Origin of the sequence: Micromonospora sp. WMMD714, assembly GCF_029581315.1 — a bacterium.
Taxonomy (GTDB): domain Bacteria; phylum Actinomycetota; class Actinomycetes; order Mycobacteriales; family Micromonosporaceae; genus Micromonospora; species Micromonospora rifamycinica.
The window spans coordinates 1,035,288-1,059,671 of the sequence record NZ_CP120744.1; the positions used below are offsets into that span (position 1 = coordinate 1,035,288).

A 24,384-nucleotide genomic window follows, 5' to 3' on the forward strand; every position below is an offset into this window, starting at 1 on the left:
GCCGGCTGGTCCGGAGACCCGAGGCTGGGGTCATGCCACCTCGACCTCATCGTCCGGCAGCCCTCGCCTGGCAGGTGTTCCGCGGCTCGGACGCCATCCGACAGGGCCTACTCACCCGCCACCACCTGCGTGGAGCGTCCTGGCTCCGGCTCGGTCACGACGTGTACGCCGATGCCCGTCTCGACCGGGACCATGCGCTGACCTGCCGTGCCGCCCTCCTGCGGATGCCAGCGGGCACGGTGATCGCCGGCCCGTCGGCGGCGTACCTGCACGGGGTGGAGCACGCCGCTGGCTTCCGTGACGAGGTGCACGTCCTCGTGCCCCGGGCGGCCAGGGTCGGCTCGCAGGGAGTGGTCCCGTCCGCCCCTCCCGGTTCTACCCGCCGCGCCCCGACCAGTGGAGCCTGGCCCGGCGCGGGTGCGGCCTGGCCCGGCGCGGGTGCGGCCCGCCTCACCTCGACCGGTGGGGTTCGGGGCGGCGCGGGTGGTGGCTGGTCCGGCTCCCCGGGTGGCATACGGGTGCACACCACCGCCGCCACCGGTGGACCATCCGGGTTTCCACTATCCGGCTGGGCGTACGCGCCCGGCCAGGCTGGCCCACCACCGCCACCCGGGTCGGCCTCCCACCCCGCCACGAGCCCACTCGTGCTCGCCGGAAACACCTCGGGCACCGCCCCGATCCACCTCGCCCATGCCACGCCACCCGGTTTGGCCGAGGCAGCCGTGCCCGGCCCGTCCTCGACGCCCCGCTCGTCCCCTGCACTCGCCGCGTGGGAGACGGCCGCGTGGCTGGAGCCGGTCCGGGCGGTCGGCATCGTGGACTCGCTGCTCGGCAGCGGCCTGACCAGTCCGGCCGCCCTCAGCGAGATAGCACGGCGCTTCGCCGACCGGCGTGGTGGCCGCCGGGCTCGCCGGGTCTTCGACCTGGCCGATCCGGCCGCGCAGTCACCACCCGAATCGCACCTGCGGGTACGCCTCGTGCTGGCCGGCCTGCCCCGGCCCGTCGCCCAACATCCCGCACGGCTGCCGTCGGGCCTGTTTTTGCACCCCGATCTGGCCTGGCCGGAGTTCCGGGTGGCGATGGAGTACGACGGACACTGGCACACCGACCCGGACCAACTGCACCGCGACCGCCGCCGACTCAACCAACTGGTCGCCGCTGGCTGGATCGTCCTCCACGTCACCAGCCGCCGGCTGACTGACGACTTCCCCGGCGTGGTCCGTGAGGTACGCACAGTCCTCGCCCAACGCGGCTGGCGCCGATGATCTACTCACTTGGGCCGAGGCCGTGCTGTCCCAACCACCCCGATACCGCAACATCGGCCCCCTGGTCTCGCTCATCCCGTCCTGGGCGGGGGCGGGACACGGAGAGGCCCGGACGACCGAGGTCGTCCGGGCCTCCGCTGACCTGTCGGGCGTCAGCCCGGGTCGTCGAGCCGACGCGTCAGGGGGCGACGTTCGGCTTGAGCGGGCTGCGGACCGCGGCGTTCGCGTCCACGATGCCGTAGCCGTAGAACCCGTTGAAGTTCAGCGAGCCGGCGCAGTACGCGTCGAACTCGGCCGACCGGCCCTCGTTGGCGTAGCTCTGCAGGCGCGGCTCCGGGCAGGCGTGCTCGGCGGCGGTCCGGTAGAGGTGCTGCTCCACCTTGTCCGGCGCGAGGCCGAAGCCGTCCCGGCCCTCCTTCTTGCCCCACTTGCTGACGATCAGCGCGGCGACCCCGCTGACGTGCGGCGACGCCATCGAGGTGCCCTGGAGGTAGGTGTAGTAGCCGCACTCACCGGCGGTGGTGCACTGCTTGAGCACCGAGTTCTCGAAGCCCGGCACGACGTTGCCGTTCTCGTCGACCGAGCCCTCCTCCTGGAGCACCTTCTTCGGGTACGTGGAGAGGATCATGTTGCCGTCGGTGCGGTGCGTGTCGGTGCCGAAGCCGTCCCGGAACCAGCCACCCGGCGCGGCGACCGAGATCTGCTCGGTGCCGTAGTTGGAGTAGTCGGCCTTCTTGCCGGACGGGCCGACGGCGGACACGCCGATCACGTGCGGGCCCTCCACCGGGAGGTCCCAGCAGCTGTCGTTGTCGATCGGGCGCGGGTACGGGTCGGCGCCGTAGTCCGGGCTGGACACGTCGGTGCGGGGTGCGCCGAGGTCCTCGTGGTTGTTGCCGAGCGAGCCGACCAGGGTGACGCCCTTGTTGTGGGCGAAGTTCAGGGCCCGCTTCATCGCCTTGATGACCGCCCGCTGCTCGGCCTGCGACTCGGGCGAGTCGGCCGGGTTGGCGGTGCAGTTGTAGAGCCACGGGTCGACGTAGAACGACATGTTCACCACGTCGAGGCCGGACTTGCCGGCGTGCACCAGGGCGTTGACGACCGGGTTGAGGAAGAAGTACCCGGAGTCCTGGCCGCCCTTGAGCTCCACCAGCGAGACGTTCGGGGCCACGCCGGACAGGCCGAAGCCGTTGGCCGCGGCACCGATGGTGCCGGCGACGTGGGTGCCGTGTCCGCCGTCGTCGGTGCCGACCGGGTCGAGGCAGCTCGCCACCTCGCAGGGGCCGTCGATGTCGGCGATGTCCGGGGCGAAGTTGCGCGACAGCGCCCAGTTGAAGTTGGGCGCGAGGTCGGGCTGGCTGGCGTCGACCCCGGTGTCCAGGATGCCGACGGTGACCCGCTTGTCGCCCGGCATGACCTTGCGCGCCTTGTCGGCGCCGATCATGCCGAGGCCCCAGAGCTTGTCGTCGAGCGGGTCCAGCTTCTTGCCGTTGGCGTTGCCCTTGGCCTTGACGGCCTGCTTGGTCCGGTTCAGCAGGTTCTCCTGCTCCACCCGGTCCAGCTTGGGCTTACGACCGATGGCCCGCTGCTCGGCCGCGCCGACCAGCGCGGAGGCGGCGGTGACCCGGCCGGCGAAGTCGGCCCGGTCGCTGGTGACCTGGTACAGACCGACGTCGTCCGTACGGGACACGACGGTGCCACCGGCGGCGCGGATCGCGGCGATCGCCGCGTCCGCCGAGACGCCGTCCTCGGCCACCACGGTGAACGTCCGGCTGGTGGTCGGCCCGGCGTTCGCCGGGACGGTCAGGCCGGTCACCGTAAGTGCCAGGGCCGCCGCGGTCGCGACGGCTCCGGCGGTGAAGCGCTTGCTCACCACATCAGATCCTCTCGTTGAGGGACGTGGCAGCCATCCCATAGCACCGGCGACGATTCCGCCAGATACAAGTCGGATTTAGTCCCGCATCAGGCATTCGTCGGGTGCAGGCTGCGCAGCGCCGCAGGTAGATCGGTGAGTGTCGCTACTTCGGCGTCGGGGCGTACCCCGGGTGGGAGCGGCAGACCGTGCCGGTTAAGCCAGATGCCGCGCAGCCCGGCCTGCCGGGGGCCGAGCACGTCGTGGGCGATCGAGTCGCCGACGTACGCGATCCGCTCCGCCGGCACTCCGGCGGCGTCGACGATCGCGGCGTAGAACGCCGGGTCGGGCTTCTTGGGCAGGCCACCCTCGTGGGCGTACAGCGCGAAGGCGAACACGTCGGGCAGGCCGCAGTGCTCGACCCGGCTGTTGCCGTTGGTGGCGTAGCCGAGGGTGAAGTCGGCGCGCAACGCGGCCAGCGCCGGCAGGACGTCGGGGTACGGATGGCTGAGCGCGTACCGCCGGGCGAAGAAGAGTTCGGCGAACTCGTCGAGCTGACCGACCAGCCCGGCCCGGTCGAGCGACCGGGCCAGCGCCGCCCGCCGGATCTCCGTCACCGGGGCGGCGGTCATCGACCCGAAGACCGCCTGCCAGTCGGACTCCACCTCGGCGAGGGTCACCCCGGCCGCCACCGGGGTCCGACGACGCATCTCGTCGAGAACGGTCACCAGCGCGCCGGTGACCGCCGGGCGCAGGTCGATCAGGGTCTCGTCGGCGTCGAACACCACCACGCTGAGCATGTCCGACACCTTCTCACGTCGGCTTTCCCGACCCCGCCGAGCATGCTGCCAGCGCCGGGTCCTCGACCCGGGTCGGCGTCGGCCCGGTGCGGCCCTCGCGCAGCTCGTCGAGGCGGACCAGGGCCACCCCGGCGACGATCAGCGCGCCCCCGGCGAGCTGCACCGGCACCGGCAGCTCCCCCAGCACCAACCAGGCGATGAGCACCGCGAACATCACCTCGGTCAGCCCGATGAACGACGACAGCCGGGCACCCAGGACGCGGGTCGCGGCGATCCCGGCCAGGTAGGCCACCACCGCGGCGACCAGCGACAGCCCGGCGATCGGGACGAGCCAGCTGGTCCGCTGCCCGGCGAAGTCGACGGCACCGAAGGTCGCCCGCAACGGCAGCACCCCGACCAGGCCGAGCAGCGCCAGCACGGCCGCGCCGACGGCCATCCCGCCGCTGGCCATGGTGACCGAGGGCAGTTCGGGGTCGACCCGGCCGGCGAGGACGAAGTAGCCGGCCAACCCGACGGCCGCGCCGAGCCCCCAGAGTACGCCGACCGGGTCGAGCCGGCCGGTGCCGGTCAGGTCGAGCACCAGGCCGAGCCCGCTCAGGGCGGCCAGCGAACCGGCCACGGTGAGCCGGCGGGGCCGCTGCCCGTGCACCAGCCACATCCAGCCCACCACCAGGACGATGCCGAGATACTCCAGCAGCAGGGCCACCCCGACCGGCAGGTAGCGGACGGCGTTGAAGAAGCAGGCCTGGGCGGTCGCGACGCCGAGCAGGCCGAAGACGGTGACCGGGCCGAGGTTGCGGCGCAGCACCGTCGCCCGGCCACGCAACGCGAGCGCCGCGGGCAGGGCCAGCACCAGGGCGGCGAGACCGACCCGGGCCACCACGACGGCCTCGGCGGACCAACCGGCCTCGATCAGGGAGCGGGCGAAGGTGCCGGAGGTGGCGAAGGTGACGGCGGAGAGCAGGGCGAGGGCCAGGCCGACGCCGGTGGTGGAGCGGTGCGGCATCGGGATTCCTCCGGTACGACATCAGCAAAGTAGCATTACGCCAGTGACGCTAGCGGCCGGCGACGACAGGGGTCAAGTTGCTTTTCACTCATGACACCGAGTGTGGATTGACTGCTGCGGCCGCCCTGGTCAACACCGACAGTGCGACCGGGGAAGGGCTACCGGACATCGCCGCGCTGGACCGGTTCGTCGCCACCCACCGGTTCACCGGCCGGCACGAACACACCGAGAGCGAGCTACGGGCCGTCCGGGCGCTGCGCCCGCGCCTGCGCCGCCTCTGGGACGACAACCTGGACACCGTCGTGGCCGTGGTCAACGACCTGCTCCAGGAGTACCGGGCGCTGCCGCAGCTGATCCGGCACGACGACCAGCCGTACCACGTGCACGCCGTACCCCGGGACGCCCCGCTGGCCAGCCGGATGGCCGTGGAGGCGGCGATGGCCGTCGCCGACCTGGTCCGCGGCGACGAGTTGGACCGGCTGCGGCACTGCGCCCGTCCCGAATGCGCCAATGTGCTGTTCGACCTGTCCAAGAACCGGTCCCGGCGGTTCTGCGAGGCGGGCTGCGGCAACCGGGTCGCGGTCAGCGCCTACCGGGCACGCAAGGCGGCCCGCCGCCCCTGAGCCGGAGCGCTCCACACCCGGGGACGCCCGCCGTCTCCACCACATCGGACCACACCGGAAGCCGACACGAGCCTTCACACGGTAGTGGTCCCGTCAGCAGACTGTGTAGTGCGACGTCGACCGCCCTCCCCTCCGGGCGCGTCGGTGTCGTGGTGGGACCGCTCGCCTTTCGGCCGGCGGTCCCGTCGCCGGGGGAGACGACCAGCCGACCCCTCATGGAGGCGACGCGATGCCCCGGCCCACCTGGCGACACCGGCTTGCCCTGATGTTCCGACTCACCGGACGACGCCGAGCACCCGCACCCGACCGCCCCGACCCTGCTGGCCGTCCCGAAGCGCCGGGACCGGCCACCGGCGCGAGCCCCGACATGCCGGCTCCCGGGTGGGAGGACACCACCGTGTCGTTCCCCCGGGTCGGTCGCACCGGGTGGCTGACCCGGGCACAGGAGTGGCGGGCCAACGGAGGCCGCTGGTGAACGCGCCGACCGACCCGACCGATCCGGTCAGCCCGGCCAGTCCAGGTCGACCAGCCACCCCGGTCAGCCCCGCCAGTCCAGGTCCGCCAACCAGCCCGGACAGCCCGGCAAGCCCGGACGGGCCGGTGGGTGGTGCTGGGCATCCGCGCCGGCACCTGCCGCTGCGTCCGCTCTGGCTGTGCCGGGTGTGCGCCGGGCCGTGGCCCTGCGGGACCGCGCGCCTCGCCCTCGTCGCCGAGTACGCCCACGACCGCACCGCCCTGCACGTCCACCTCTGCGCCGTGCTGCACGACGCCGCGGCCGACCTGTACCGGCTGCACCCGGACACCGGCCCCGATCCGGCGGCCCTGTTCACCCGCTTCCTCGCCTGGGTGCCCCGCACCCGCCCGCCCACCGGGCAGCGGTGACCCGGCGGCCACGACCGCGTGGGGCCGGTGGCGGTGTCGTACCCGTCCGACACCGCCACACCCCACCGGTCCGGTCACCTCACGGCGGTCAGGGGTGGGTCATCCGGAGCAGGTCGAGGGCCTCGTCGAGCTGGGTCTCGGTCAGCTTGCCGGACTCGACGTGCCCCCGGGAGAGCACCACCTCACGGATGGAGACCTGCTTCGCCAGCGCCTCCTTGGCGATCGAGGCGGCCTCGTCGTACCCGAGGTGGCGGTTGAGCGGGGTGACGATCGACGGCGACCCTTCCGCGTACGCCAGGCAGACCTCGGCGTCCGCGACCAGGCCGGCCACCAGGCGGTCGGCGAACAGCCGGCTGGACGCCGAGATCAGCTTGATCGATTCGAGCAGGTTGCGGCCCATCACCGGGAGCATCACGTTCAGCTCGAAGTCGCCCTGCGAACCGGCGAACGCGACCGCCGCGTCGTTGCCGACCACCTGGGCGCAGACCTGCCGCACCGCCTCGGCGACCACCGGGTTCACCTTGCCCGGCATGATCGACGAGCCGGGCTGGAGGTCGGGGATGCGCAGCTCCCGCAGGCCCGCCCGGGGGCCGGACCCCATCCAGCGTACGTCGTTGGCGATCTTGTAGAGCCCGACCGCGACGGTACGCAGCTGGCCGGACGTCTCGACCAACGCGTCCCGCGCCCCCTGTGCCTCGAAGTGGTTGCGGGCCTCGGTCAACGGCAGCCCGGTCGAGGCGCGCAGCCTGTCGATCACCTTGCCGGCGAAGCCCAGCGGGGTGTTGATGCCGGTGCCCACGGCGGTGCCGCCCAACGGCAGCTCGGCCAGCCGGGGCAGCGCCGACTCCAACCGCTCGACGCCGTAGCGGACCTGTGCGGCGTACCCGCCGAACTCCTGCCCGAGGGTGACCGGTGTGGCGTCCATCAGGTGGGTACGCCCCGCCTTGACCACCGTTTCGAACTCGGCCGCCTTCGCCTCCAGCGCCTCCGCCAGGTGGCGCAGCGACGGCAGCAGGTCCTCCACCACGAACTGGGTGGCGGCCAGGTGGATCGAGGACGGGAAGACGTCGTTGCTGGACTGCGAGGCGTTCACGTCGTCGTTCGGGTGCACGTCCCGGCCCAGCTCCCGGGTGGCCAGGGTGGCGATCACCTCGTTGGTGTTCATGTTCGACGAGGTGCCCGAGCCGGTCTGGAACACGTCGATCGGGAACTGGTCGTCGTACCCGCCGTCGGCCACGTGCGCGGCGGCGGCGGCGATCGCCTCGGCGACGTCCGTGCCGATCACCCCCAGCTCGCCGTTGACCAGGGCGGCGGCCCCCTTGATCTGGGCCAGTGCCTTGATCTGGGCCGGCTCGATGCCCCGGCCGGAGATCGGGAAGTTCTGCACCGCGCGCTGAGTCTGCGCCCGCCACAGCGCCTCGGCGGGCACCTCCACCTCGCCCATCGAGTCGCGTTCGATCCGGTAGCCCGCTGCCTCTGGAGTCGTCACCCGTCCCATCCTGCCCCGGCCAGCGGCTACCTGCAGGAATGCCCGGCAGAATGCGGGCGGGAGGAGAGCAGATCGGGAACCCTGCTCCGACTGGCCATCCATCGGGCGAAGGCGGGCATGATCCAATTTGACAGCATCAGGATCGTATCGTGGTCGGCCGCGAGGTGCCGGCGGTAGATCGGCTCGTGATGAGCGATCCTGTTCCGCAGCAGCCGCAGGGTGTTCAGCCGAAGATGAAGCTCCGAGCGGGTGCCCCGATAGCCGGGAAACGCGCGATGCAGCCCGGGCCGCCACAGGGTCATCTCGTAGTTGTACCGATGACCGGAACTCACCAGCCCCGCCCAGAAGCCAAAGGGCAGCGCAGCCACGACATGATCGGGCCCTCCGGGAGAGCTGCGCCTCGACACCTCTGCCACCGCCTTGTCCAGCATGTCGACCGCTATGGGGGTAAGGACCATGCGGGGTGAAGCCCACCAGTCCTGGCGATCGGCCAGCCTGACCAACTGCGCATGCAACGCATTGCGTACGCCGACTTCGAGATGAGCCAGCACTTCGAAGAAGGCAGCTGACACCGAGAGATTCCACTCGTACAGCTCGAATCCTTCGGCAAGCCCTCCACCGCCTGCCTTGATGTAGGGCTCCAGGCGGCTGGTCGACAGAGCCTGCTCCACCGCGATGAGGTCGGACACTCAGGTTGCTCCAAAGGCCAAAATTGGGTACAGTTCCCCATGTACGCCCCGGCGCAGCCTCTGCTTGCATGCTGCCCGGGGCATTGCTATTGCGCTTCAGCACTGGGGCGGGCCGGCGGACGCCACACCTGGGATCTATCGGCCACGCAGGCTCTGCAGCGGAGCACCGGTGCCAACAAGATAGAAGAAGCTCCACCCGTTGCGATGCGGGCTAACGTCCGGATTGTAGTGCTTCACGATCTCCCGAGCCGCCTCGCTCGGAGTGCGAAACGACTTGCCAGCCAAGGCCCCTGATGTGATGTCAATGCGTCCGGGTCCGGGAACGAAAACCCCGTACGTCCGGTGCCCGGAATAGTCGGCGTAGATGCGCACCGCCGCCGGCTCCTGGTCCACGGCATCCAGGCTCCCCGCTGCCTGAACCGCTGCCTGAGCTTGCGCCACGAGCCGGGCAACCACCTGGGCCTTCGTCAGCCCGGCAATTCCAGCAGCAAAGGCAAGGTAGCGGTCAGTCTCATCGTCAACATCGATCGCAGGCATGAACCCTCCTCACCGAGGAGGATAGCGACAGCACCCCTCCTGAGCAACCTGACCGCTGGGCAAACTCTAAAAACTTTGAAGAATCCAGGAAGTCAGCATGGCAGCCCAGACGGACCGGTGAGCAGAATTAGCGGCGGACTCGCGAGGGCAAGATCGCGCTCGATCAGGGAAAGAGTGGTGTCATTCGCAGGCGGAGGCCACTCTTTCCAGGATCGAGCGCGATCTTCGGCCTACGCCTTCCGCCTTCGACACACGGCCACCTAGACGTCAGGGCTCCGGGCGCCATCGGACGGGACGTGCCAGCCCACGCCGGGAACCATCACGGCCAGACCCTCGGCGGCCAGCGCGTCCATCGCCTTGGAAGCGGTCTCCCGGGCTACGCCGTGAGTCTGGGTCAGGGTCTTCTCGGACGGGAGCCGACTCCCGGGCGGGTACTGGCCGACCTCGATCGCCCTACGGAGGATCGCCGCCAACTGCCGATATCGCGGCACCGGCGACACCGGATCGATTTCGGTGGCCACGCCAGTCAGTCTTCTCCGTTGCGGATGATCTGCCGGATCCGCTCCCGGCTGTAGCCGGTGGCCGCCACAATGTCGACCTGACGTGTGCCGTCCCGGTCAGCGGCGCGGATCGCCTCGGCCAGCTCGGCACGAGCAGCCTTCACCTGGGCGCGGGCGTCGGCGACGAGCCTGGCGGCCCGCTCCTCGGCGCGGGGCACACCGGCCTGCGCCGCGCGCAGCCTTCGTGCCGCTGACTCCAGGTTGGCCGCGCAACCATTGCCCCCGGCCAGACAGTAGGCCAACTCAAGCCTCCCAACGGTGGGGCTCGCCCCCTGACGCTCAGGCGTCGACAGCCCCGGCGCTCCCGGGCTCCACACCGCCGGCGCGCAGGATCCGCCGGACCTGTTCACGGCCATAGCCGGCGACCCGGGCGATCTCACCGACCCGCGTGCCGTTCCGGTAAGCCGCCACGATGGCGACGGCCAGCTGTTCGCGCACCTTCGGAACATCGGCGCGAGCTGCCGCGACCTCCGCGAGCCCGTCCTGCACTCGCTGGAGCGCCGCCCGGTACGCCTCCGACGCTGCCTCAAGGTCGCCCGCCATGTGGCCACTCAATCATGCACATCACTCCCCACCTGACGGCATACGGAAGTTGCCTCCTTGGGGGTTAACAGGTGGCCACTTCTGCCTTATGGTGGTGGCAAGCTCATTGGCACCGAGTCGCGTTGCAGCGCTCTCGGGATTCGACCGACATGGGAGGTCCAACCTGATGAACCGTCTCTCCGGCAAGGCTCCACCGGACGCGCCCACATCCATCCCGCCGGAAGGGAGTGACGTGGCCGGGTCTCGACCGGCGAGGCTCCTGTTAGTGGGGCCGCGTGAACTACCCGAGGGCGGGGTAGTCCAGGTCTGGGCGGATGCCGGAAGTGGTGGAAACGGGCAGGAAATCGATGTTCTCGTCAGGGACCTCAAGCTCGCCAAGATGGACGACGGGCAGGGCAGGTCGGCGATATACGAACTTCGGACCTGGCAGTAACCGCCAACAACACCGTCCGAGCCCGCAACAGCAGCCACGCGAGGGAACCCGGCAGCCTTCCGGACGGTGGGTGGGCCGGGTTTCGCGCCGCACGAGGCCAGAGGCATCGACCCGACTCGCGCCTGCGGTAGTAGCTGCGCCGGACGAGAACCGATGGGAGCTCGTCCCGCGCCTTGTGGCCACTCGATCACGACTGCCGAGGCCCTGCCTGGCGGCATACGAGGAAGCAGTTCTCAGACCTCGCTGAAGGGATCTCGGCCGAGCGCCACGGTGATGGCCTGTCGCAGGGAATCCATGGTGAAAGGTTCCGCGAGGTCGGCGCGGTTCTCCAGCTCGCTGGCGATCGCCCGCAGTTCGTCCGGCGATGCGACGACCGAGGCCGCCTCGCCGCGAGGGGTGGACAGGACGATTCCTGCCACACGCAGACCGCCACCGGCACTCACCGTCATCTTGCCCGTGCTCAGCGCCCGCTTCGCGGTCTCGACCTTCATGACCAGCCGCAGGGCGTCGCCCTTGACCGGTTGAAAGCCCCGCTGCCGATAGTAGGCCGCCACCCGGCTGTTGATCGCGTCGACAACGATCAGACGACCGCCGGCTGTACTCGCCGCCCTGGTGATGACCTCTACGGCGTCCAGCAGAAGATCGTCGCTGAGACCCTGCCCCTGGATGGAGCGATCGAGGGCGAACCGGGTCAGCAGGTAGGCCGGAATGACGCTGAAACCGCCCGCCTGCCCGCCTGTCAAGCCGGCCCGCTCGACCTGCGTCGGCGCGATCGAGTAGTACGCCACCACGTCGTCGCTGTCCTCCGGGGTCCAGACGTAGGTGCGGGACGTCCCGGCGCGCCGAGCACGGCGGGCCTGCTCGGCAAGCCAGGCGTTCAGCGACGGCTCACCACAGTCGAACCGGGCGAGGTGGTGTTGGTCTTTGAGTCGGCTGGAAAGGAACAACTCACACCCGCCGGAATCGCCGGGGACGGTTGGCGATCTCGGTAAGCACCGGCGCCTCGTCAGGTTCGTCAAGTGCCGCGATGAGCAGGTCGAACTGCTCTGCAGGCATGATGGTCCGCTCCGCCCTTGCGAGTACTTTGTCCGCCTCCGCACGAGCGGAACGCACCATGAAGGCCGACACCGGTTCGCCGAGCATCTCGGCCGCCTCGGCAATTCGCGACTTACTGGCCTCGTCCGCTCTCACCTCGATGCGCTCGGTCTTGGCGCTCATCGGAGACTCCATCCGGTCGTGTGCCGCTCCCGAACCTACTGTACGGCGAATGTACGGCAACACACACCGTGTGCGGCAACCTCGTACGTCACGCGCGACGCCACCGGCCGTCGGGTCGGCGGTGGTGGGCGCGACATCACCGTCGGCTGGCCCGGGGTCGTGGGGTGCCGCCGTCCGGCTGACCGTGAGGGCTGGACGCCGTGGCAGCCCACTCGCTGGCCAGGATGGCGTAGACGAGCTGGTCGGCCCACTCTCCTCGGAACAGGTAGCTTCCGACGTGGTGCGCCTCCTGACGCATGCCGAGCCGGGCCATCAGCCGGGCGGACGCGGCATTGCGCCCGTGACACCGCGCGTAGACCCGGTGCAGTCCGAACTCGGTGAACCCCCAGTCCAACAGCGCCGTCGCGGCTTCCGTAGCCAACCCGCGACCGCCGTGGCCGGGATGGAAGACGTACCCGAGTTCAGCCGTGCGGTCGGTCCGGCTGCGCCAGACCAGCTCCACCGTGCCGACCACCCCGGCGTCGGTGACCACGGCCAACGTCAGGCAGTCCCCCTCGGCGCACAGCGCGTCCTCGCCCGCCATGGCGAGCACCGACGATCGCGACTCCTCGCGGGTACGCGGCCCGCCGAGCGTCCAGCGGAAGACCTCCGGTCGACGTTGCCATGAGCACACGTCATCGAGATCGTCCAGCGTGACCGGACGCAGGATGAGCCGCGCCGTACGAATCGGGTACGTCGGTCGGAACATCCAGCGACACTAGACAGCCCTCCGGGCGGTGAACAGGCCGACGCACCTGCAGGACCCCTTGACCGCGGCGCAGGCGGACCCTGATGCCGAACGCGGTGGCCGACCGTCAATGTCAGACGCAGACAGCAACCCACCCTGGTGCGGGACGATGCCGCTTGACGGACCACTTGCATTTTGCAAGCATGGCCCGCATGAGTCTCTTCATCACCTGCCCGGTCGAGAGCGTCGAGCGCGCAACCGCCTTCTACACCGCCCTCGGCTGGACCCTCAACGCCGAGATGTCCGACCACAACGTCTCGTGCTTCGCGATCGCCCCCGAGCAGTACGTCATGCTCGGCAGCCGCGAGATGTACGCGAGCGTCGGCGGAGTCGAAGAACTGGTCGGCGGACCGCACACGCCCTCGAAGGTCACCGTCTCGTTCGACCTGGGCAGCCGCGAGGCGGTCGACGAGCTCATCGACCGCGCCGGCGCCGCTGGCGGGCGGATCGGTGACACCGACGACTACCCCTTCATGTACCAGCGCCAGTTCGACGACCCCGACGGCTACCACTACTCGCCGTTCTGGATGAAGACGGACACCGATCCGGCCGCGTGAGCGACCTCGCCGCAGCCCTCGACATCGTCGGAGCACGCTGGGCCCTGCTCATCGTGGAACGGCTGCTCGACGGGCCACAACGCTACGGCGATCTGCAGCGCGACCTCGGCGTGCCCACGAACATGCTCGCGACACGCCTACGCGAACTCGAAGCGGCTGGCGTGCTGTGCCGCCTGCCCCTTCGACACAACACCCGGGCCTACGCGCTGACCGATCGCGGGTTCGCCCTGCGCGAGGCGATCGTCGCACTCGGCAACTGGGGCAGGAACGACGCCTAGGCCAAGGTCAGGGCATGCCGCAGAGCACGTATGACAGCCGAAAGGCGGCGCGACGAGGCCGGCCCCTCAGGCGTGGGCACCGTCGCAGGACACCCACAGGCAAGTCAGGACGACTTGCCGAATCTCCTGCAGCTGAGTTACCATCCAGCTGTCTGCAGCATTAGCTGCAGGAAGTGAACCCGGCAGCCTTCCGGACGGTGGGTGGGCCGGGTTTCGCGCGTTTCGGCGCAACTCACACGTTCCGCACCTCCCCGACCATGCGTCGGACCATGGCACGCCACTGCCCACCTTTGGCCCATGACCACGCCACAGCGTCCGGGATCGCGAGCAGATGATCCGCGTGGGCATCAAGGTGGTCGTAGCGGAGCCGACCCGCCATGCCTACCGCCCCCAACTCGCGTCCGAGGAGACTCCTGTCGGAGCCGAGACACGACTCGTCGAGGTCCAGTACGAGCCGCTCGGCCGCCGCCTTGGCAGCATCGGAAACGAGGCCGCGCAGGCACGCGTCACGAGCACGTTTGACATTCCGATACGCCGTGGCGTCGTAGATCACGATCTCCACAGGAAGGTCTCGAAAAGCGCGGAGAATCTGCCGCCGCCGCTCGTCCCGTTCCTTACAGAAGTGGATACTGCGTTGTCCACGGAACACCAGGCGGCCGACGGTGGCCCGAGCAGCCGTGAGATACGAGGTATCCAGCGTGGCCGTCACGAGCAGGAACCCTCGCTCTTTGGTCTCGTCCACGTAGATGTGCGACCCCATCCGACTGCCTCACACTGCCCGGTGTCGGAGGCTCTGAAGCGGTGCGCCGGTGGTCGCCAGGAAGAAGAAGCTCCAGCCGTTCCGGTGCGGGCTTACGTTGGGGTTGTAGTGCCTGACGATCTCCCGGGCCGCCTGGCTCGGGGTCCGAAAAGACTGCCCGGCCAGCGGACCAGAGGTGATATCGATCCGTCCCGGTCCGGGCACGAAGGACGCGTAGGTACGGTGGCCGGCGTAGTCGGCATAGACCCGCACGGACGCGGGCTCCTCGTTGTCCCCCTCACCGAGTGGCAGAGCAGTCGCTGCCTGAGCCTGTAACACCAGTCGCGCCACCACCTCCCCTTTGGTCAACCCAGCAATACTGGCGGCGAAGGCAAGGTACTTGTCCGTGGCTTCATCCACGTCTACGTGCGGCAAAGAAACCTCCGTGATCTCCCGAACAGGCTAACACCGCCAGGAGAGGAGGTGAATCGATTAAGAAAGTTGAGCAGCGCGTGTCGTTGCTCAGCGGCGGCCCACGGTCAGGACCGGCTTGGTGACCTCGGCGAAGAAGTCGTTGCCCTTGTCGTCGACCACGATGAAGGCCGGGAAGTCCTCCACCTCGATCTTCCAGACCGCCTCCATGCCCAGCTCGGCGTACTCCAGCACCTCGACGTGCCGGATGCAGTCCTGGGCGAGCCGGGCCGCCGGGCCGCCGATCGAGCCGAGGTAGAAGCCGCCGTGCTGCTGGCAGGAGCGGGTCACCTGGCCGGAGCGGTTGCCCTTGGCCAGCATCACCTGGGAGCCGCCGGCCGCCTGGAACTTCGCCACGTAGGCGTCCATCCGGCCGGCGGTGGTCGGGCCGAACGAGCCGGAGGCGTACCCCTCGGGGGTCTTGGCCGGGCCGGCGTAGTAGACCGCGTGGTCGCGCAGGTACTGCGGCATCGGCTCGCCCGCGTCGAGCCGCTCGGCGATCTTGGCGTGGGCGATGTCCCGGGCCACCACCAGCGGGCCGGTCAGCGAGAGCCGGGTCTTCACCGGGTACCTCGACAGCTCGGCCCGGATCTCGTCCATCGGCCGGTTGAGGTCGACGCGCACCACGTCGGAGGCGTCCAGGGTCTCGTCGGTGACGTCCGGCAGGAAACGCGCCGGGTCGGTCTCCAGGCGCTCCAGCCACACCCCGGACGGGGTGATCTTGGCGACCGCCTGCCGGTCGGCCGAGCAGGACACCGCGATCGCCACCGGGCAGGACGCGCCGTGCCGGGGCAGCCGCACCACCCGCACGTCGTGGCAGAAGTACCGGCCGCCGAACTGCGCGCCGATGCCGAAGTTGCGGGTCAGCTCCAGCACCTCGGCCTCCAGCTCCAGGTCCCGGAAGCCGTGCGCGGCCATCGAGCCGGAGGTGGGCAGCGTGTCGAGGTACTTCGCCGAGGCGTACTTGGCGGTCTTGAGGGCGTACTCGGCGGAGGTGCCGCCGATGACGACCGCCAGATGGTACGGCGGGCAGGCCGAGGTGCCGATCAGCCGCAGCTTCTCCTCCAGGAACTGCATCATCCGGGTCGGGTTGAGCAGCGCCTTGGTCTCCTGGTAGAGGTACGACTTGTTGGCCGAGCCGCCGCCCTTGGCCATGAACAGGAACTTGTAGGCGTCCGGATGGCCGTCCGGGTCCTCGGCGTACAGGTCGACCTGGGCTGGCAGGTTGCTGCCGGTGTTCCGCTCGTCCCACATGGTCAGCGGGGCGAGCTGCGAGTACCGCAGGTTGAGCCTGGTGTACGCCTGGTAGACCCCGCGCGAGATGGCCTCGGCGTCGGCGCCGTCGGTGAGCACGTGCCGGCCCCGCTTGCCCATCACGATCGCGGTGCCGGTGTCCTGGCACATCGGCAGCACCCCACCGGCGGCGATGTTGGCGTTGCGCAGCAGGTCCAGCGCGACGAACCGGTCGTTCGGCGAGGCCGCCGGATCGTCGATGATCGACCGGAGCTGGGCCAGGTGCGCCGGTCGCAGGTAGTGGGCGATGTCGTGCATCGCCTCGGCGGTCAGCGCGGTCAGCGCCGCCGGCTCCACGGTCAGGAAGCGGCGGCCCCCCGGCCCGTGGACGACGTCGACGCCCTCGTCGGTGACCAGGCGGTACTCCGTCTGGTCGGGACCGGTCGGCAGCAAGGGGGCGTACGAGAACGCGGCGGCACTGCTCATGACGGAAAAGCCTAGGGCAGACCGGTCGATCGGTGACACCCGCCGGGTGGGTCGTGGGACGCCGCTCTCACCCGTCGCCGTCGGGGCAGAGTTCCCGCTTCGGTCCGCAGCTGTCCGCGACCTCGCCGGCACCACCGGTACGCCCCGGTCCGGGGCCGCCGGCACCGTCCGGGCCGGCCGGTGGCGCGGCGGGCGGCGGCGCACCGGCACCCGCGCCGAACCGGACGTACCCGATCTCCCGGCCCTCGCCGACGACCATGCCGTGCGGCCCGACGGCGAGCGCGTTGGCGCTGGTCCGCAACACCACCAGTTCCCGCCCGGTACGCGGGTCCACGGCGACCAGCCGGCTCGGCTTGTCCCCGGTCAGCACCGCCGCGTACGGGGTGAGCGCCGCGCCCGCCTTCGCGCCGGCCGGCCGGGTCCAGCGGGCCTTGCCGGTGCCCAGCTCCCGGGCAACGACCGACTCCTTGTCGGCGCTGCGCACCAGGGCGTACCGGTCGTCCACGGCGAGCAGCTTCTCCCCCTCCGCGTCGACCAGCAGCAGCCGGCCGTCGTACCCGTCGAGGACCGTCTCCCGGCCGTCCGGGGCCACCCCGGTCAGCACGTTCCGGGCGCCCTGCGGGTCCTCCCGCTGCACGCACCCGGCGCTGTCGGCGGTGCGCAGGTTGAGCCCGGTCCGCCGCCACACCTCCTGCCCGGTGGCCGGATCCCGGCCCGAGACGGCGTACTGGCAACTGCCGTCGACGGAGACGGCGGTGATCCGCAGCATCCGGCCGCCGATCACGGACAACCGCTCGTCGCGGCCCGGTTCGACGTTCTGCACCACCCGCCCGGTGGCGGTGTCCACCACGTGCACCCGGCCGTCCACCGGGAAGCCGAGCAGCGGCGGCACCGCCTCCGGCCCGGCCACCGCCTCGTCGATCCGCTGCGCGGTGAGCCGCCGGGTGCCGAGCAGGCCCGGGTTGTCGGCGAAGAGCCCGCTGCTGACGCCGGGCAGGAAGGCCGTCCACAGTGGGCGGGTGCCACGCGGATCCCAGGCGCTCAGGGTGCAGTCGGTGGCGGCGACGCACCGGGCGTCCAGCAGCATGTTCCGGTACGTCCAGACGGCCACCGCGTCGCCGTCGCGCCGCCGTACCGCCCCGGTGGTGGGGTCGAGCAGCTCGTACCCCTTGACCAGCAGCTTGCCCACGGCGACGACGGCGTCCCGGTCGCCGCCGGCCACCGCCGACCAGTCGGCCTTGCGCTCCCAGAGCGCGGCGCCGGTGGCGAGGCTGCGGACCTCGGTCCGGGTGCGCTGCTCGACGACGACGGTGTCACCGACGATCGTGACGCTCTTCGGGGTGCCGCCGATCCGCTGCTGCCAGAGCACGTCCGGCTCGGAGATCGGTTCGCTGCGGTCGACCCAGTCCCACACGCCGGGGAAGGGGTTCCACACTCCGGTGACGGCGAGGGCGATCACGACGACGAGCCCGAGCAGCAGCCCTCCCCGCACCCCCCCGAGCCCCTTCACACCGCACACCGTAGCGACGTTCACCAGCCCGTCCCGCCCCCGCGCCGGAGTGTCGCCCCGCTTTCTCCCCGGCGGACGACGCATCCGTCGGGCAGATCGGACGCATCACAACATCGCCGAAATAGCGCCAGCAGAGCCTTCGGATGCTGCTATATCAGCGCAATCCCGCAGTCAGGAGCCGGCGGCGGAACGCAGCAACGGCAGGGTGCGGTAGGGGATCTGCTCGGCCAGCGCGATGATCGTGGAGGCCCGCCGGATCGCCTCGGACGAGACGATCTGGTCGATCACCCGCTGGAGATCGGTGTTGGAGCGGGCCACGATCCGGCAGAGCAGGTCGCTCGCCCCGGTGATGGTGTGCGCCTCCAGCACCTCCGGGATCGCCGCCAGATGGGCGGTCACCGTGTCGTGGCCGTGCCGCTGGCTGATCTCCAGAGTGACGAAGCTGGTCACCGCGAACCCGATCGCCGCCGGGCGGATCTCCGGGCCGAACCCGCCGATCACCCCCCGGTCGACGAGCTTGTCCAGCCGGGCCTGGACGGTGCCGCGGGCCACCCCGAGCCGGCGGGAGCATTCCAGCACCCCGATCCGGGGTTCCTCGGCGAGGAGCTGGACCAGCCTGCCGTCCAGCGCGTCGAGCTGTACACCCTGCCCAGCACTCATGCCTGTACACCCTACCGATTGCACAACCTGACCAGGGAGAAGGGTGACTGTTGCCCAGCCGCCACGCCCCCGCGATGCTTCCGGAAAGAGCTGACGGACCACCGGCCCACGACGCCGGCCGCAACCGAGGGAGGCCACCGTGACCCAGGCGATCGACCGACCCCAGTCGACCGAGGACATCGACGTCGACACGCTCGTCGGCGCAGTCGACCACGACATCACCCGTGACCCGTTCCCGGTCAAGGGCCTCGACCACGTGCACTTCCTGGTTGGCAACGCCAAGCAGGCCGCGCACTACTACTCCACCGCGTTCGGCATGACCTGCGTGGCGTACCGGGGGCCGGAGCAGGGCTACCGCGACCACGCCGAGTACGTGCTGACCAGCGGCTCGGCCCGGTTCGTGCTGACCGGCGCGGTCCGCCCCGACGCGGCCGGCGCCGAGCACGTCGCGAAGCACTCCGACGGGGTCGACGACATCGCGCTGGAGGTGCCGGACGTCGACGCCGCCTACGCGCACGCGCTGGCCCAGGGCGCGACCGGCCTGATCGGGCCGCACGACGTGACCGACGCGCACGGCACCGTCCGGCTGGCCACCATCGCCGCGTACGGCGACACCCGGCACAGCCTGGTCGACCGGTCCCGCTACACCGGCCCGTTCCTGCCCGGCTTCGTTGCCCGGGGACCGATCGTCGACCGGCAGCCGATGATCGCCGCCGGCCTCCAGCCGAAGCGCTTCTTCCAGGCCGTCGACCACGTGGTCGGCAACGTCGAACTCGGCCGGATGGACGAGTGGGTGGAGTTCTACAAGCGGGTGATGGGCTTCTCCAACATGGCGGAGTTCATCGGCGACGACATCGCCACCGACTACTCGGCGCTGATGAGCAAGGTCGTCGCCAGCGGCACCCGGAAGGTGAAGTTCCCGCTCAACGAGCCGGCGGTGGCCCGCAGGAAGTCGCAGATCGACGAGTACCTGGAGTTCTACCAGGGCCCCGGCGCGCAGCACATCGCCGTCGCCACCAACGACATCCTGGCCAGCGTCGACGCGATGCGGGCGGCCGGCGTCGAGTTCCTCGACACCCCCGACTCGTACTACGACGACCCGGAGCTGCGGGCCCGGATCGGCAACGTCCGGGTGCCGATCGGGGAGCTGAAGTCCCGCAAGATCCTGGTCGACCGGGACGAGGACGGCTACCTGCTCCAGATCTTCACCAAGCCCGTGCAGGACCGCCCGACGGTCTTCTTCGAGCTGATCGAGCGGCACGGCTCGCTCGGTTTCGGCAAGGGCAACTTCAAGGCGCTGTTCGAAGCCATCGAGCGTGAGCAGGAAGCGCGCGGCAATTTGTAACACTGTCTCGCGTGACGCAACCTCCGAGCTACCCGACACCGCCGGCCGGTGGGCCTGGGCCCGCCGCCGGCGGCTTCGCCCCGCCCGCCGGCCCGCACCCGCAGGGGTACCCCGTGCCGCCGCAACCCGGCCCGTACGCCGCCCGCCCCGGCGGCTATCCGCAACCCGGCGGCTACCCGCCGCCGCCCGGCCCGTACGCCGGGCTGCCCGGGTACCCGCCGCCGGCACCCGGCACGCCGCCGCCCGGCTTCCCGGGGATGTCGCCGCGTGGCCTGCCGCTGGCCAGCTTCGGTGACCGGCTGCTCGCCCTGCTCATCGACGGGCTGGTGGTCGGCGCGGCCAGCCTGGTCTTCATCGTGCCGGCCCTCATCGTCTTCTTCCAGATGGTCCTGCCCGACCTGACCACCACGGCCGACGGCCGGCCCACCTCCGACCCGTTCACCAACTTCCTGATTCCGATGCTGGTGTTGCAGGGCGTGATCTTCGTGGTGGCGTTCGCCCTGAGCTACGTCTACCAGGTCGAGATGATGTTCAAGACCGGGCAGACCATCGGCAAGCGGGCGATGAAGATCCAGGTGGTGCCGCTCGACCCGGCCGCCACCCTGACCCGCGCGGCGGCGGCCAAGCGGTGGGCCGTCTACCAGATCGGCGGGGCGGTCATTCCGGTCTTCAGCTACCTCGACGGGCTGTGGCAGCTCTGGGACAAGCCGTGGCAGCAGTGCCTCCACGACAAGTTCGCCGGCACCGTCGTCGTTAAGGTTGCCGGGTGAGCGAGCAGAGCGACCGTACCGGACAGCGCAGGGCGCGACAGTGAGCGTGCAACCAGGGTGGCACGTCGACCCGGCCGACCCGACCACCCGACGGTGGTGGGACGGCGAGGGCTGGATCGGCGCCCCGATCCCGGTCGACGCCACCCCGCCGGACGGCCCGCCGCCGCCCGAGCCGGAGCCCGCCGCCGAGCCGCCCGCCCCGACCTCCCCCGCCGCCGGCAGCCCGACGACAGCCGGTCGGCCGCCGGGCACCCCGGGCGCAGCGCCGGGCACTGCTGGCCAGCCCTGGGCCGGACAGCCCTCCGGGCAGCCGGGAGCAGGGCAGCCGTGGACCGGGCAGCCGGGAGCAGGGCAGCCGTGGACCGGGCAGCCGGGCGCGGGACAGCCCTGGACCGGGCAGCCCGGGCACCCGGGCCACGGGGTCGGACAGCCCGGCGGGCCGCCACCCGGCTGGCCGTACCCGACCTGGCCGGGGCGTCCGCCCGAGCCGCGTCCGCACGGCGTGCCGCTGGCCGGCTACGGCGCCCGGCTGCTCGCCCGGCTGGTCGACTTCGGCGTCGTCCTGCTGCTCAACGCGGTGGTCAACGGCTGGTTCGTCTGGCGGTACTTCGAGGAGACCGCGCCCTACCTGCGGGAGGCGCTCCGCCGGGCGATGGCCGGCGACTCCTCCCGGGAGGGGCTGCCCGCCATCGGTGAGCAGGCCGGCGGCCTCCAGATCGCCATCCTGGTCATCGCGACCGCGCTCTGGTTCGCCTACGAGGTGCCGACGACGGCCGCCGGCGGGCAGACCCTGGGCAAGCGGCTGCTGCGCATCCGGGCCGTGCCGGTCGACGCCGACCAGCCGCTCGGCTTCGGCCGGGCCACCCGGCGGTGGAGCACCATGGGCATGCCCACCCTGCTCTGGTTCTGCTGCGGCTTCGGCCTGCTGCTCCAGTTCGTCGACGCGGTCTCCGCGCTCTTCGACCACCCGCTGCGCCAGGCGCTGCACGACAAGCGGGCCCAGACGGTCGTGGTGCGGGTGCCGCGCTCCGACCACGCCGACACCCCCACCGACCCCGAACCCCCGGGAGACACCGCATGACCGACACCGGACGTCACCAGCCCCCGCTGCGGCTGACCCGCGCCGACCTGGACGCCCTGCCGAACTACGTTCCCGGGCGCAGCCCCGCCGACCTGGCCCGCGAGCTGGGCCTGGCCGAGGCGATCAAGCTGGCCAGCAACGAGGTGCCGTACGGGCCGCTGCCCGGGGTGGTCGAGGCGGTCACCGAGGCGGTCACCGGGTCGCACCGCTACCCGGACATGGGCGTGGTGGCGCTGCGCACCGCCCTCGCCGAGCGGTACGGCGTGGACCCCGAGCGGGTCGCCACCGGCTGCGGGTCGGTGGCGCTGGCCGAGCACCTGGTCCGGGCCACCTGCCTGCCCGGCGACGAGCTGCTCTACTCGTGGCGCTCGTTCGAGGCGTACCCGATCATCGCGGCGACCAGCGGCGCGAGCAGCGTGCGGGTGCCCAACGACGCCGGCCACGGGCACGACCTGGCGGCGATGGCCGCGGCGGTGACCGACCGGACCCGGATGGTGCTGGTCTGCAACCCCAACAACCCCACCGGCACGGCGGTGCACCGGCCGGAGCTGGACCGGTTCCTCGACGCCGTCGGCGACGACGTGCTGGTCGTCATCGACGAGGCGTACCGGGAGTTCGTCACCGACCCGGCGGTGCCGGACGGCCTGACCTACCTGGACCGGCCCAACGTGGTGGTGCTGCGCACCCTGTCCAAGGCGTGGGGGCTGGCCGGGCTGCGGATCGGCTGGCTGGTCGGTGCCCCCGAGGTGGCCGCCGCCGTACGCAAGGTGGTCACCCCGTTCTCCACCAGCACCGCCGCCCAGGCCGGCGCGCTGGCCGCGCTGGCCCAGGCCGACGAGGTGGAGCGACGCTGCGCGCTGGTCGTCGCCGAGCGGGACCGGGTCACCGAGGCGCTGCGCAAGCTCGTCCCCGACGTGCCGACCAGCCAGGCCAACTTCGTCTGGTTGCCACTGGGCGAGCGGGCCGTGGCGTTCGGCCGGGCGTGCGAGACGCGCGGCGTGATCGTGCGGCCGTTCGCCGGGGACGGGGTACGGGTCACCATCGGCACCCCGACCGAGAACGACGCCTTCCTGGCCGCGGCCGAGGCCGCCCTGTCCTGAACCGCCGCCCAGGTCGGGGCCGCGCTGTCCTGAGCCGCCGGCCCGGCCGGGGCGCACCGGATCCGGGGGCCGGCGGGGGCCGGGATCAGGTCGCGGCGAGCACCACCGGCTCGGCCATCAGGAAGTACGCCTGGTCGTCGTCGTCCGGGTCGGCGCGCTCCCGCAGCCGCTCCACCGCGACGTAACCGCCGGCCGCGTACGCCCGGCCGGGTTTCCAGCCGATGCCGTCCCGGCCGGGGGTCATCGGGAACCGGGACCGCTGCGCGCCGGTGACCGGATCGAGGGTGATCAGTTCCCGGCGTTCGGTCAGCACGTAGAGCCGCCCGGCCTCGGTGGCCAGGACCTGGACCGGACCCAGGTCCCCGCGCTGCCAGCGCTCCTTGCCGCTGCGCGCCTCCCACCCCTTGAGCACCCCGCCGTCGTCGCCGACGGCCAGCTCGCCGACCAGGGTGGTGTCGGCGGCGTCCAGCGCGGGGGCGGCCATCGGCGCACCCGGGCCGACCTGCCAGCCCCGGCCGCCGGAGCCGTCGTCGGTGCGCAGCCCCCGGCACTGCGACCGGGGGGTGAGGCAACCGACCGGGGTGACGGTGAACCGGGCGGGGGCGTCCGGTGGTCGCCAGCGGGTGGCGACCGTGCCGGTGGCCCCGTCCCGGAACTCGACCGCTGTCCGGCCGTCGCAGGAGTCGACGGAGAAGACCTGCCCGGCGGCGGTGGTACCCAGGTCGGTGCGGCAGTCCCGGTCGCCGTCGACCCGCCAGAGCGGCCGCCCGTCGGCAAGGTCGTAACCGCGCGGACCACCCGACCCGGAGACCACCAGGACGGTCCGGCCCGCCGGGGCGGGGGTGACGGAGATCCCGCGCGGATCCCAGACGGTGGCCGCCCCGGTGCGCCGGGCGGGTGGGGCGTCGACCGGCGTCGGCCCGTCGGCCCGCCAGGCGACCCGGCCGGTGAGCGCGTCCAGCGCCACCAGCTTCCCGTCCGACCAGCGGCTGAGCACCGTCGTGCCGGTCGCCAGCACCCCGTCGAGCGAGGCGGGCCAGCGCCGGTACGACCAGAACGGGGTGACCCGGTTGCGGCCGTCGGCGGGCTGGTCGGCGTAGAGCTGACGCTCGGCGGCGTAGACCCGGAGCCGTCCCGCGACCACCAACGGCGCGACCGGCAGCCGGCCCACCACCCCGATCGCCGGGGTGCCCGCCGCCGGGGGTGCGCCCCGGGCGGGCGTGCTGACCTCGGCGGGCGCGAGCACCCGGTAGCCGATGCCGACGACCACCGCGAGGGTGAGCAGTGTGGCGACCGCGACCACGAGTCGCCGTCGCCCTTCTGGGAATCCCATGCCCACCTCCGCCCGGCACCCTACCCAGGCTTCTCTCCGGGTGACCGGTCAGGTCACACCGCGTCGCGTGGACGGCCGTCCCGAATCCCCCGGGCCGGTCACCACCGGCAGTGGAAGAGTCGCGGGGCCGGCCGCCGGAT

At 71.4% G+C, this 24,384-nt stretch carries 27 protein-coding genes; 9 read left to right on the forward strand and 18 right to left on the reverse strand.

What is annotated here, in order from left to right; genetic code table 11:
• The first annotated feature begins 32 nt into the window (after positions 1-32).
• Positions 33-1,265, forward strand: a complete 1,233-nt coding sequence (locus O7625_RS04680; protein WP_282344550.1) for a hypothetical protein — start codon at positions 33-35, stop codon at positions 1,263-1,265.
• A 178-nt stretch (positions 1,266-1,443) separates the two neighbouring features.
• On the opposite strand, the gene O7625_RS04685 is transcribed toward O7625_RS04680, so the two are convergent.
• The 3 genes from O7625_RS04685 to O7625_RS04695 all read right to left on the reverse strand — a co-directional run bounded on the left by O7625_RS04685 (position 1,444) and on the right by O7625_RS04695 (position 4,920).
• The gene (locus O7625_RS04685) at positions 1,444-3,135 is read right to left on the reverse strand and encodes a S8 family serine peptidase (protein WP_282344552.1); all 1,692 of its coding nucleotides are present in this window, start codon (positions 3,133-3,135) and stop codon (positions 1,444-1,446) included.
• 89 nt (positions 3,136-3,224) lie between these two features.
• A complete protein-coding gene (locus O7625_RS04690) occupies positions 3,225-3,914 on the reverse strand; it encodes an HAD family hydrolase (protein WP_282344554.1) in 690 nt (229 codons plus the stop codon).
• A 13-nt stretch (positions 3,915-3,927) separates the two neighbouring features.
• Positions 3,928-4,920, reverse strand: coding sequence for an EamA family transporter (locus O7625_RS04695; RefSeq protein WP_282344556.1), 993 nt, complete (start codon positions 4,918-4,920; stop codon positions 3,928-3,930).
• Between the two features lie 77 nt (positions 4,921-4,997).
• Here O7625_RS04695 and O7625_RS04700 point away from each other — a divergent pair, with 77 nt between their 5' ends.
• Positions 4,998-5,543 carry a CGNR zinc finger domain-containing protein gene (locus tag O7625_RS04700; RefSeq protein ID WP_282344558.1) on the forward strand — a complete coding sequence of 182 codons (546 nt, stop codon included), beginning with the start codon at positions 4,998-5,000 and terminating at the stop codon, positions 5,541-5,543.
• A gap of 600 nt (positions 5,544-6,143) precedes the next feature.
• Positions 6,144-6,425: a hypothetical protein gene (locus O7625_RS04705; protein WP_282344560.1), complete on the forward strand. Its 282-nt coding sequence runs from the start codon at positions 6,144-6,146 to the stop codon at positions 6,423-6,425.
• An 88-nt stretch (positions 6,426-6,513) separates the two neighbouring features.
• Here O7625_RS04705 and O7625_RS04710 read toward each other — a convergent pair whose 3' ends face one another.
• From O7625_RS04710 to O7625_RS04750, 9 genes are all read right to left on the reverse strand, one after another.
• A complete protein-coding gene (locus O7625_RS04710) occupies positions 6,514-7,923 on the reverse strand; it encodes a class II fumarate hydratase (protein WP_282344562.1) in 1,410 nt (469 codons plus the stop codon).
• Positions 7,924-7,940: 17 nt separating this feature from the next.
• Positions 7,941-8,603, reverse strand: a complete 663-nt coding sequence (locus O7625_RS04715) for a hypothetical protein (protein ID WP_282344564.1) — start codon at positions 8,601-8,603, stop codon at positions 7,941-7,943.
• 135 nt (positions 8,604-8,738) lie between these two features.
• Positions 8,739-9,140 carry a hypothetical protein gene (locus O7625_RS04720; RefSeq protein ID WP_282344566.1) on the reverse strand — a complete coding sequence of 134 codons (402 nt, stop codon included), beginning with the start codon at positions 9,138-9,140 and terminating at the stop codon, positions 8,739-8,741.
• A gap of 260 nt (positions 9,141-9,400) precedes the next feature.
• Positions 9,401-9,661 carry a GntR family transcriptional regulator gene (locus tag O7625_RS04725; RefSeq protein ID WP_282344568.1) on the reverse strand — a complete coding sequence of 87 codons (261 nt, stop codon included), beginning with the start codon at positions 9,659-9,661 and terminating at the stop codon, positions 9,401-9,403.
• A gap of 5 nt (positions 9,662-9,666) precedes the next feature.
• Positions 9,667-9,942 (reverse strand): hypothetical protein, encoded by a 276-nt coding sequence (locus O7625_RS04730; RefSeq protein ID WP_282344570.1) that lies wholly within the window; start codon positions 9,940-9,942, stop codon positions 9,667-9,669.
• A 37-nt stretch (positions 9,943-9,979) separates the two neighbouring features.
• Complete coding sequence (locus tag O7625_RS04735) at positions 9,980-10,243, reverse strand: hypothetical protein (RefSeq protein ID WP_282344572.1); 264 nt, start codon at positions 10,241-10,243, stop codon at positions 9,980-9,982.
• A 666-nt stretch (positions 10,244-10,909) separates the two neighbouring features.
• A complete protein-coding gene (locus O7625_RS04740) occupies positions 10,910-11,623 on the reverse strand; it encodes a hypothetical protein (protein ID WP_282344574.1) in 714 nt (237 codons plus the stop codon).
• 1 nt (position 11,624) lies between these two features.
• On the reverse strand, positions 11,625-11,894 hold the full coding sequence (locus tag O7625_RS04745) for a DUF1778 domain-containing protein (RefSeq protein WP_157746987.1): 270 nt from the start codon (positions 11,892-11,894) through the stop codon (positions 11,625-11,627).
• Positions 11,895-12,030: 136 nt separating this feature from the next.
• Entirely contained in the window at positions 12,031-12,642 is a 612-nt protein-coding gene (locus O7625_RS04750; protein ID WP_282344577.1) for a GNAT family N-acetyltransferase, read from the reverse strand.
• 191 nt (positions 12,643-12,833) lie between these two features.
• On the opposite strand from O7625_RS04750, the gene O7625_RS04755 reads away from it, so the two are divergent.
• Together O7625_RS04755 and O7625_RS04760 are read left to right on the forward strand one after the other, a co-directional pair.
• Positions 12,834-13,238, forward strand: a complete 405-nt coding sequence (locus O7625_RS04755) for a VOC family protein (protein ID WP_282344579.1) — start codon at positions 12,834-12,836, stop codon at positions 13,236-13,238.
• Positions 13,235-13,516, forward strand: a complete 282-nt coding sequence (locus O7625_RS04760; protein ID WP_282344582.1) for a helix-turn-helix domain-containing protein — start codon at positions 13,235-13,237, stop codon at positions 13,514-13,516. The genes O7625_RS04755 and O7625_RS04760 overlap by 4 nt, the downstream gene beginning before the upstream one ends.
• Before the next feature lie 232 nt (positions 13,517-13,748).
• Here O7625_RS04760 and O7625_RS04765 read toward each other — a convergent pair whose 3' ends face one another.
• The 5 genes from O7625_RS04765 to O7625_RS04785 form a co-directional block, all read right to left on the reverse strand.
• Positions 13,749-14,258: a hypothetical protein gene (locus tag O7625_RS04765; protein WP_282344584.1), complete on the reverse strand. Its 510-nt coding sequence runs from the start codon at positions 14,256-14,258 to the stop codon at positions 13,749-13,751.
• Positions 14,259-14,285: 27 nt separating this feature from the next.
• Entirely contained in the window at positions 14,286-14,690 is a 405-nt protein-coding gene (locus O7625_RS04770) for a hypothetical protein (RefSeq protein WP_197700006.1), read from the reverse strand.
• Between the two features lie 87 nt (positions 14,691-14,777).
• A complete protein-coding gene (locus O7625_RS04775) occupies positions 14,778-16,445 on the reverse strand; it encodes a fumarate hydratase (protein WP_282344587.1) in 1,668 nt (555 codons plus the stop codon).
• A gap of 67 nt (positions 16,446-16,512) precedes the next feature.
• Complete coding sequence (locus tag O7625_RS04780) at positions 16,513-17,925, reverse strand: PQQ-binding-like beta-propeller repeat protein (protein WP_282346808.1); 1,413 nt, start codon at positions 17,923-17,925, stop codon at positions 16,513-16,515.
• A 201-nt stretch (positions 17,926-18,126) separates the two neighbouring features.
• On the reverse strand, positions 18,127-18,615 hold the full coding sequence (locus tag O7625_RS04785; RefSeq protein ID WP_282344589.1) for an Lrp/AsnC family transcriptional regulator: 489 nt from the start codon (positions 18,613-18,615) through the stop codon (positions 18,127-18,129).
• A gap of 139 nt (positions 18,616-18,754) precedes the next feature.
• On the opposite strand from O7625_RS04785, the gene hppD reads away from it, so the two are divergent.
• From hppD to hisC, 4 genes are read left to right on the forward strand one after another with little or no spacing between them, the layout of a single operon-like run.
• Complete coding sequence (gene hppD / locus O7625_RS04790) at positions 18,755-19,960, forward strand: 4-hydroxyphenylpyruvate dioxygenase (RefSeq protein WP_282344591.1); 1,206 nt, start codon at positions 18,755-18,757, stop codon at positions 19,958-19,960.
• An 11-nt stretch (positions 19,961-19,971) separates the two neighbouring features.
• Complete coding sequence (locus tag O7625_RS04795) at positions 19,972-20,730, forward strand: RDD family protein (protein WP_282344592.1); 759 nt, start codon at positions 19,972-19,974, stop codon at positions 20,728-20,730.
• 40 nt (positions 20,731-20,770) lie between these two features.
• Positions 20,771-21,811 (forward strand): RDD family protein, encoded by a 1,041-nt coding sequence (locus O7625_RS04800; RefSeq protein ID WP_282344593.1) that lies wholly within the window; start codon positions 20,771-20,773, stop codon positions 21,809-21,811.
• Entirely contained in the window at positions 21,808-22,911 is a 1,104-nt protein-coding gene (gene hisC, locus O7625_RS04805; protein ID WP_282344595.1) for a histidinol-phosphate transaminase, read from the forward strand. The genes O7625_RS04800 and hisC overlap by 4 nt, the downstream gene beginning before the upstream one ends.
• 85 nt (positions 22,912-22,996) lie before the next feature.
• Here the strand turns inward: hisC and O7625_RS04810 are convergent, their stop codons facing one another.
• Positions 22,997-24,244: a PQQ-binding-like beta-propeller repeat protein gene (locus tag O7625_RS04810; RefSeq protein WP_282344596.1), complete on the reverse strand. Its 1,248-nt coding sequence runs from the start codon at positions 24,242-24,244 to the stop codon at positions 22,997-22,999.
• Positions 24,245-24,384 lie beyond the last annotated feature (140 nt).

What these genes read in the sequence shown, in the direction of transcription:
- O7625_RS04710 (WP_282344562.1), bottom strand. Translation starts at nt 7,923, where the DNA reads ATGGGACGGGTGACGACTCCAGAGGCAGCGGGCTACCGGATCGAACGC.
- O7625_RS04745 (WP_157746987.1), bottom strand. Translation starts at nt 11,894, where the DNA reads ATGAGCGCCAAGACCGAGCGCATCGAGGTGAGAGCGGACGAGGCCAGT.
- O7625_RS04775 (WP_282344587.1), bottom strand. Translation starts at nt 16,445, where the DNA reads ATGAGCAGTGCCGCCGCGTTCTCGTACGCCCCCTTGCTGCCGACCGGT.
- O7625_RS04750 (WP_282344577.1), bottom strand. Translation starts at nt 12,642, where the DNA reads ATGTTCCGACCGACGTACCCGATTCGTACGGCGCGGCTCATCCTGCGT.
- O7625_RS04785 (WP_282344589.1), bottom strand. Translation starts at nt 18,615, where the DNA reads ATGAGTGCTGGGCAGGGTGTACAGCTCGACGCGCTGGACGGCAGGCTG.
- O7625_RS04690 (WP_282344554.1), bottom strand. Translation starts at nt 3,914, where the DNA reads ATGCTCAGCGTGGTGGTGTTCGACGCCGACGAGACCCTGATCGACCTG.
- hisC (WP_282344595.1), top strand. Translation starts at nt 21,808, where the DNA reads ATGACCGACACCGGACGTCACCAGCCCCCGCTGCGGCTGACCCGCGCC.
- O7625_RS04695 (WP_282344556.1), bottom strand. Translation starts at nt 4,920, where the DNA reads ATGCCGCACCGCTCCACCACCGGCGTCGGCCTGGCCCTCGCCCTGCTC.
- O7625_RS04810 (WP_282344596.1), bottom strand. Translation starts at nt 24,244, where the DNA reads ATGGGATTCCCAGAAGGGCGACGGCGACTCGTGGTCGCGGTCGCCACA.
- O7625_RS04755 (WP_282344579.1), top strand. Translation starts at nt 12,834, where the DNA reads ATGAGTCTCTTCATCACCTGCCCGGTCGAGAGCGTCGAGCGCGCAACC.
- O7625_RS04735 (WP_282344572.1), bottom strand. Translation starts at nt 10,243, where the DNA reads ATGGCGGGCGACCTTGAGGCAGCGTCGGAGGCGTACCGGGCGGCGCTC.
- O7625_RS04680 (WP_282344550.1), top strand. Translation starts at nt 33, where the DNA reads ATGCCACCTCGACCTCATCGTCCGGCAGCCCTCGCCTGGCAGGTGTTC.
- O7625_RS04720 (WP_282344566.1), bottom strand. Translation starts at nt 9,140, where the DNA reads ATGCCTGCGATCGATGTTGACGATGAGACTGACCGCTACCTTGCCTTT.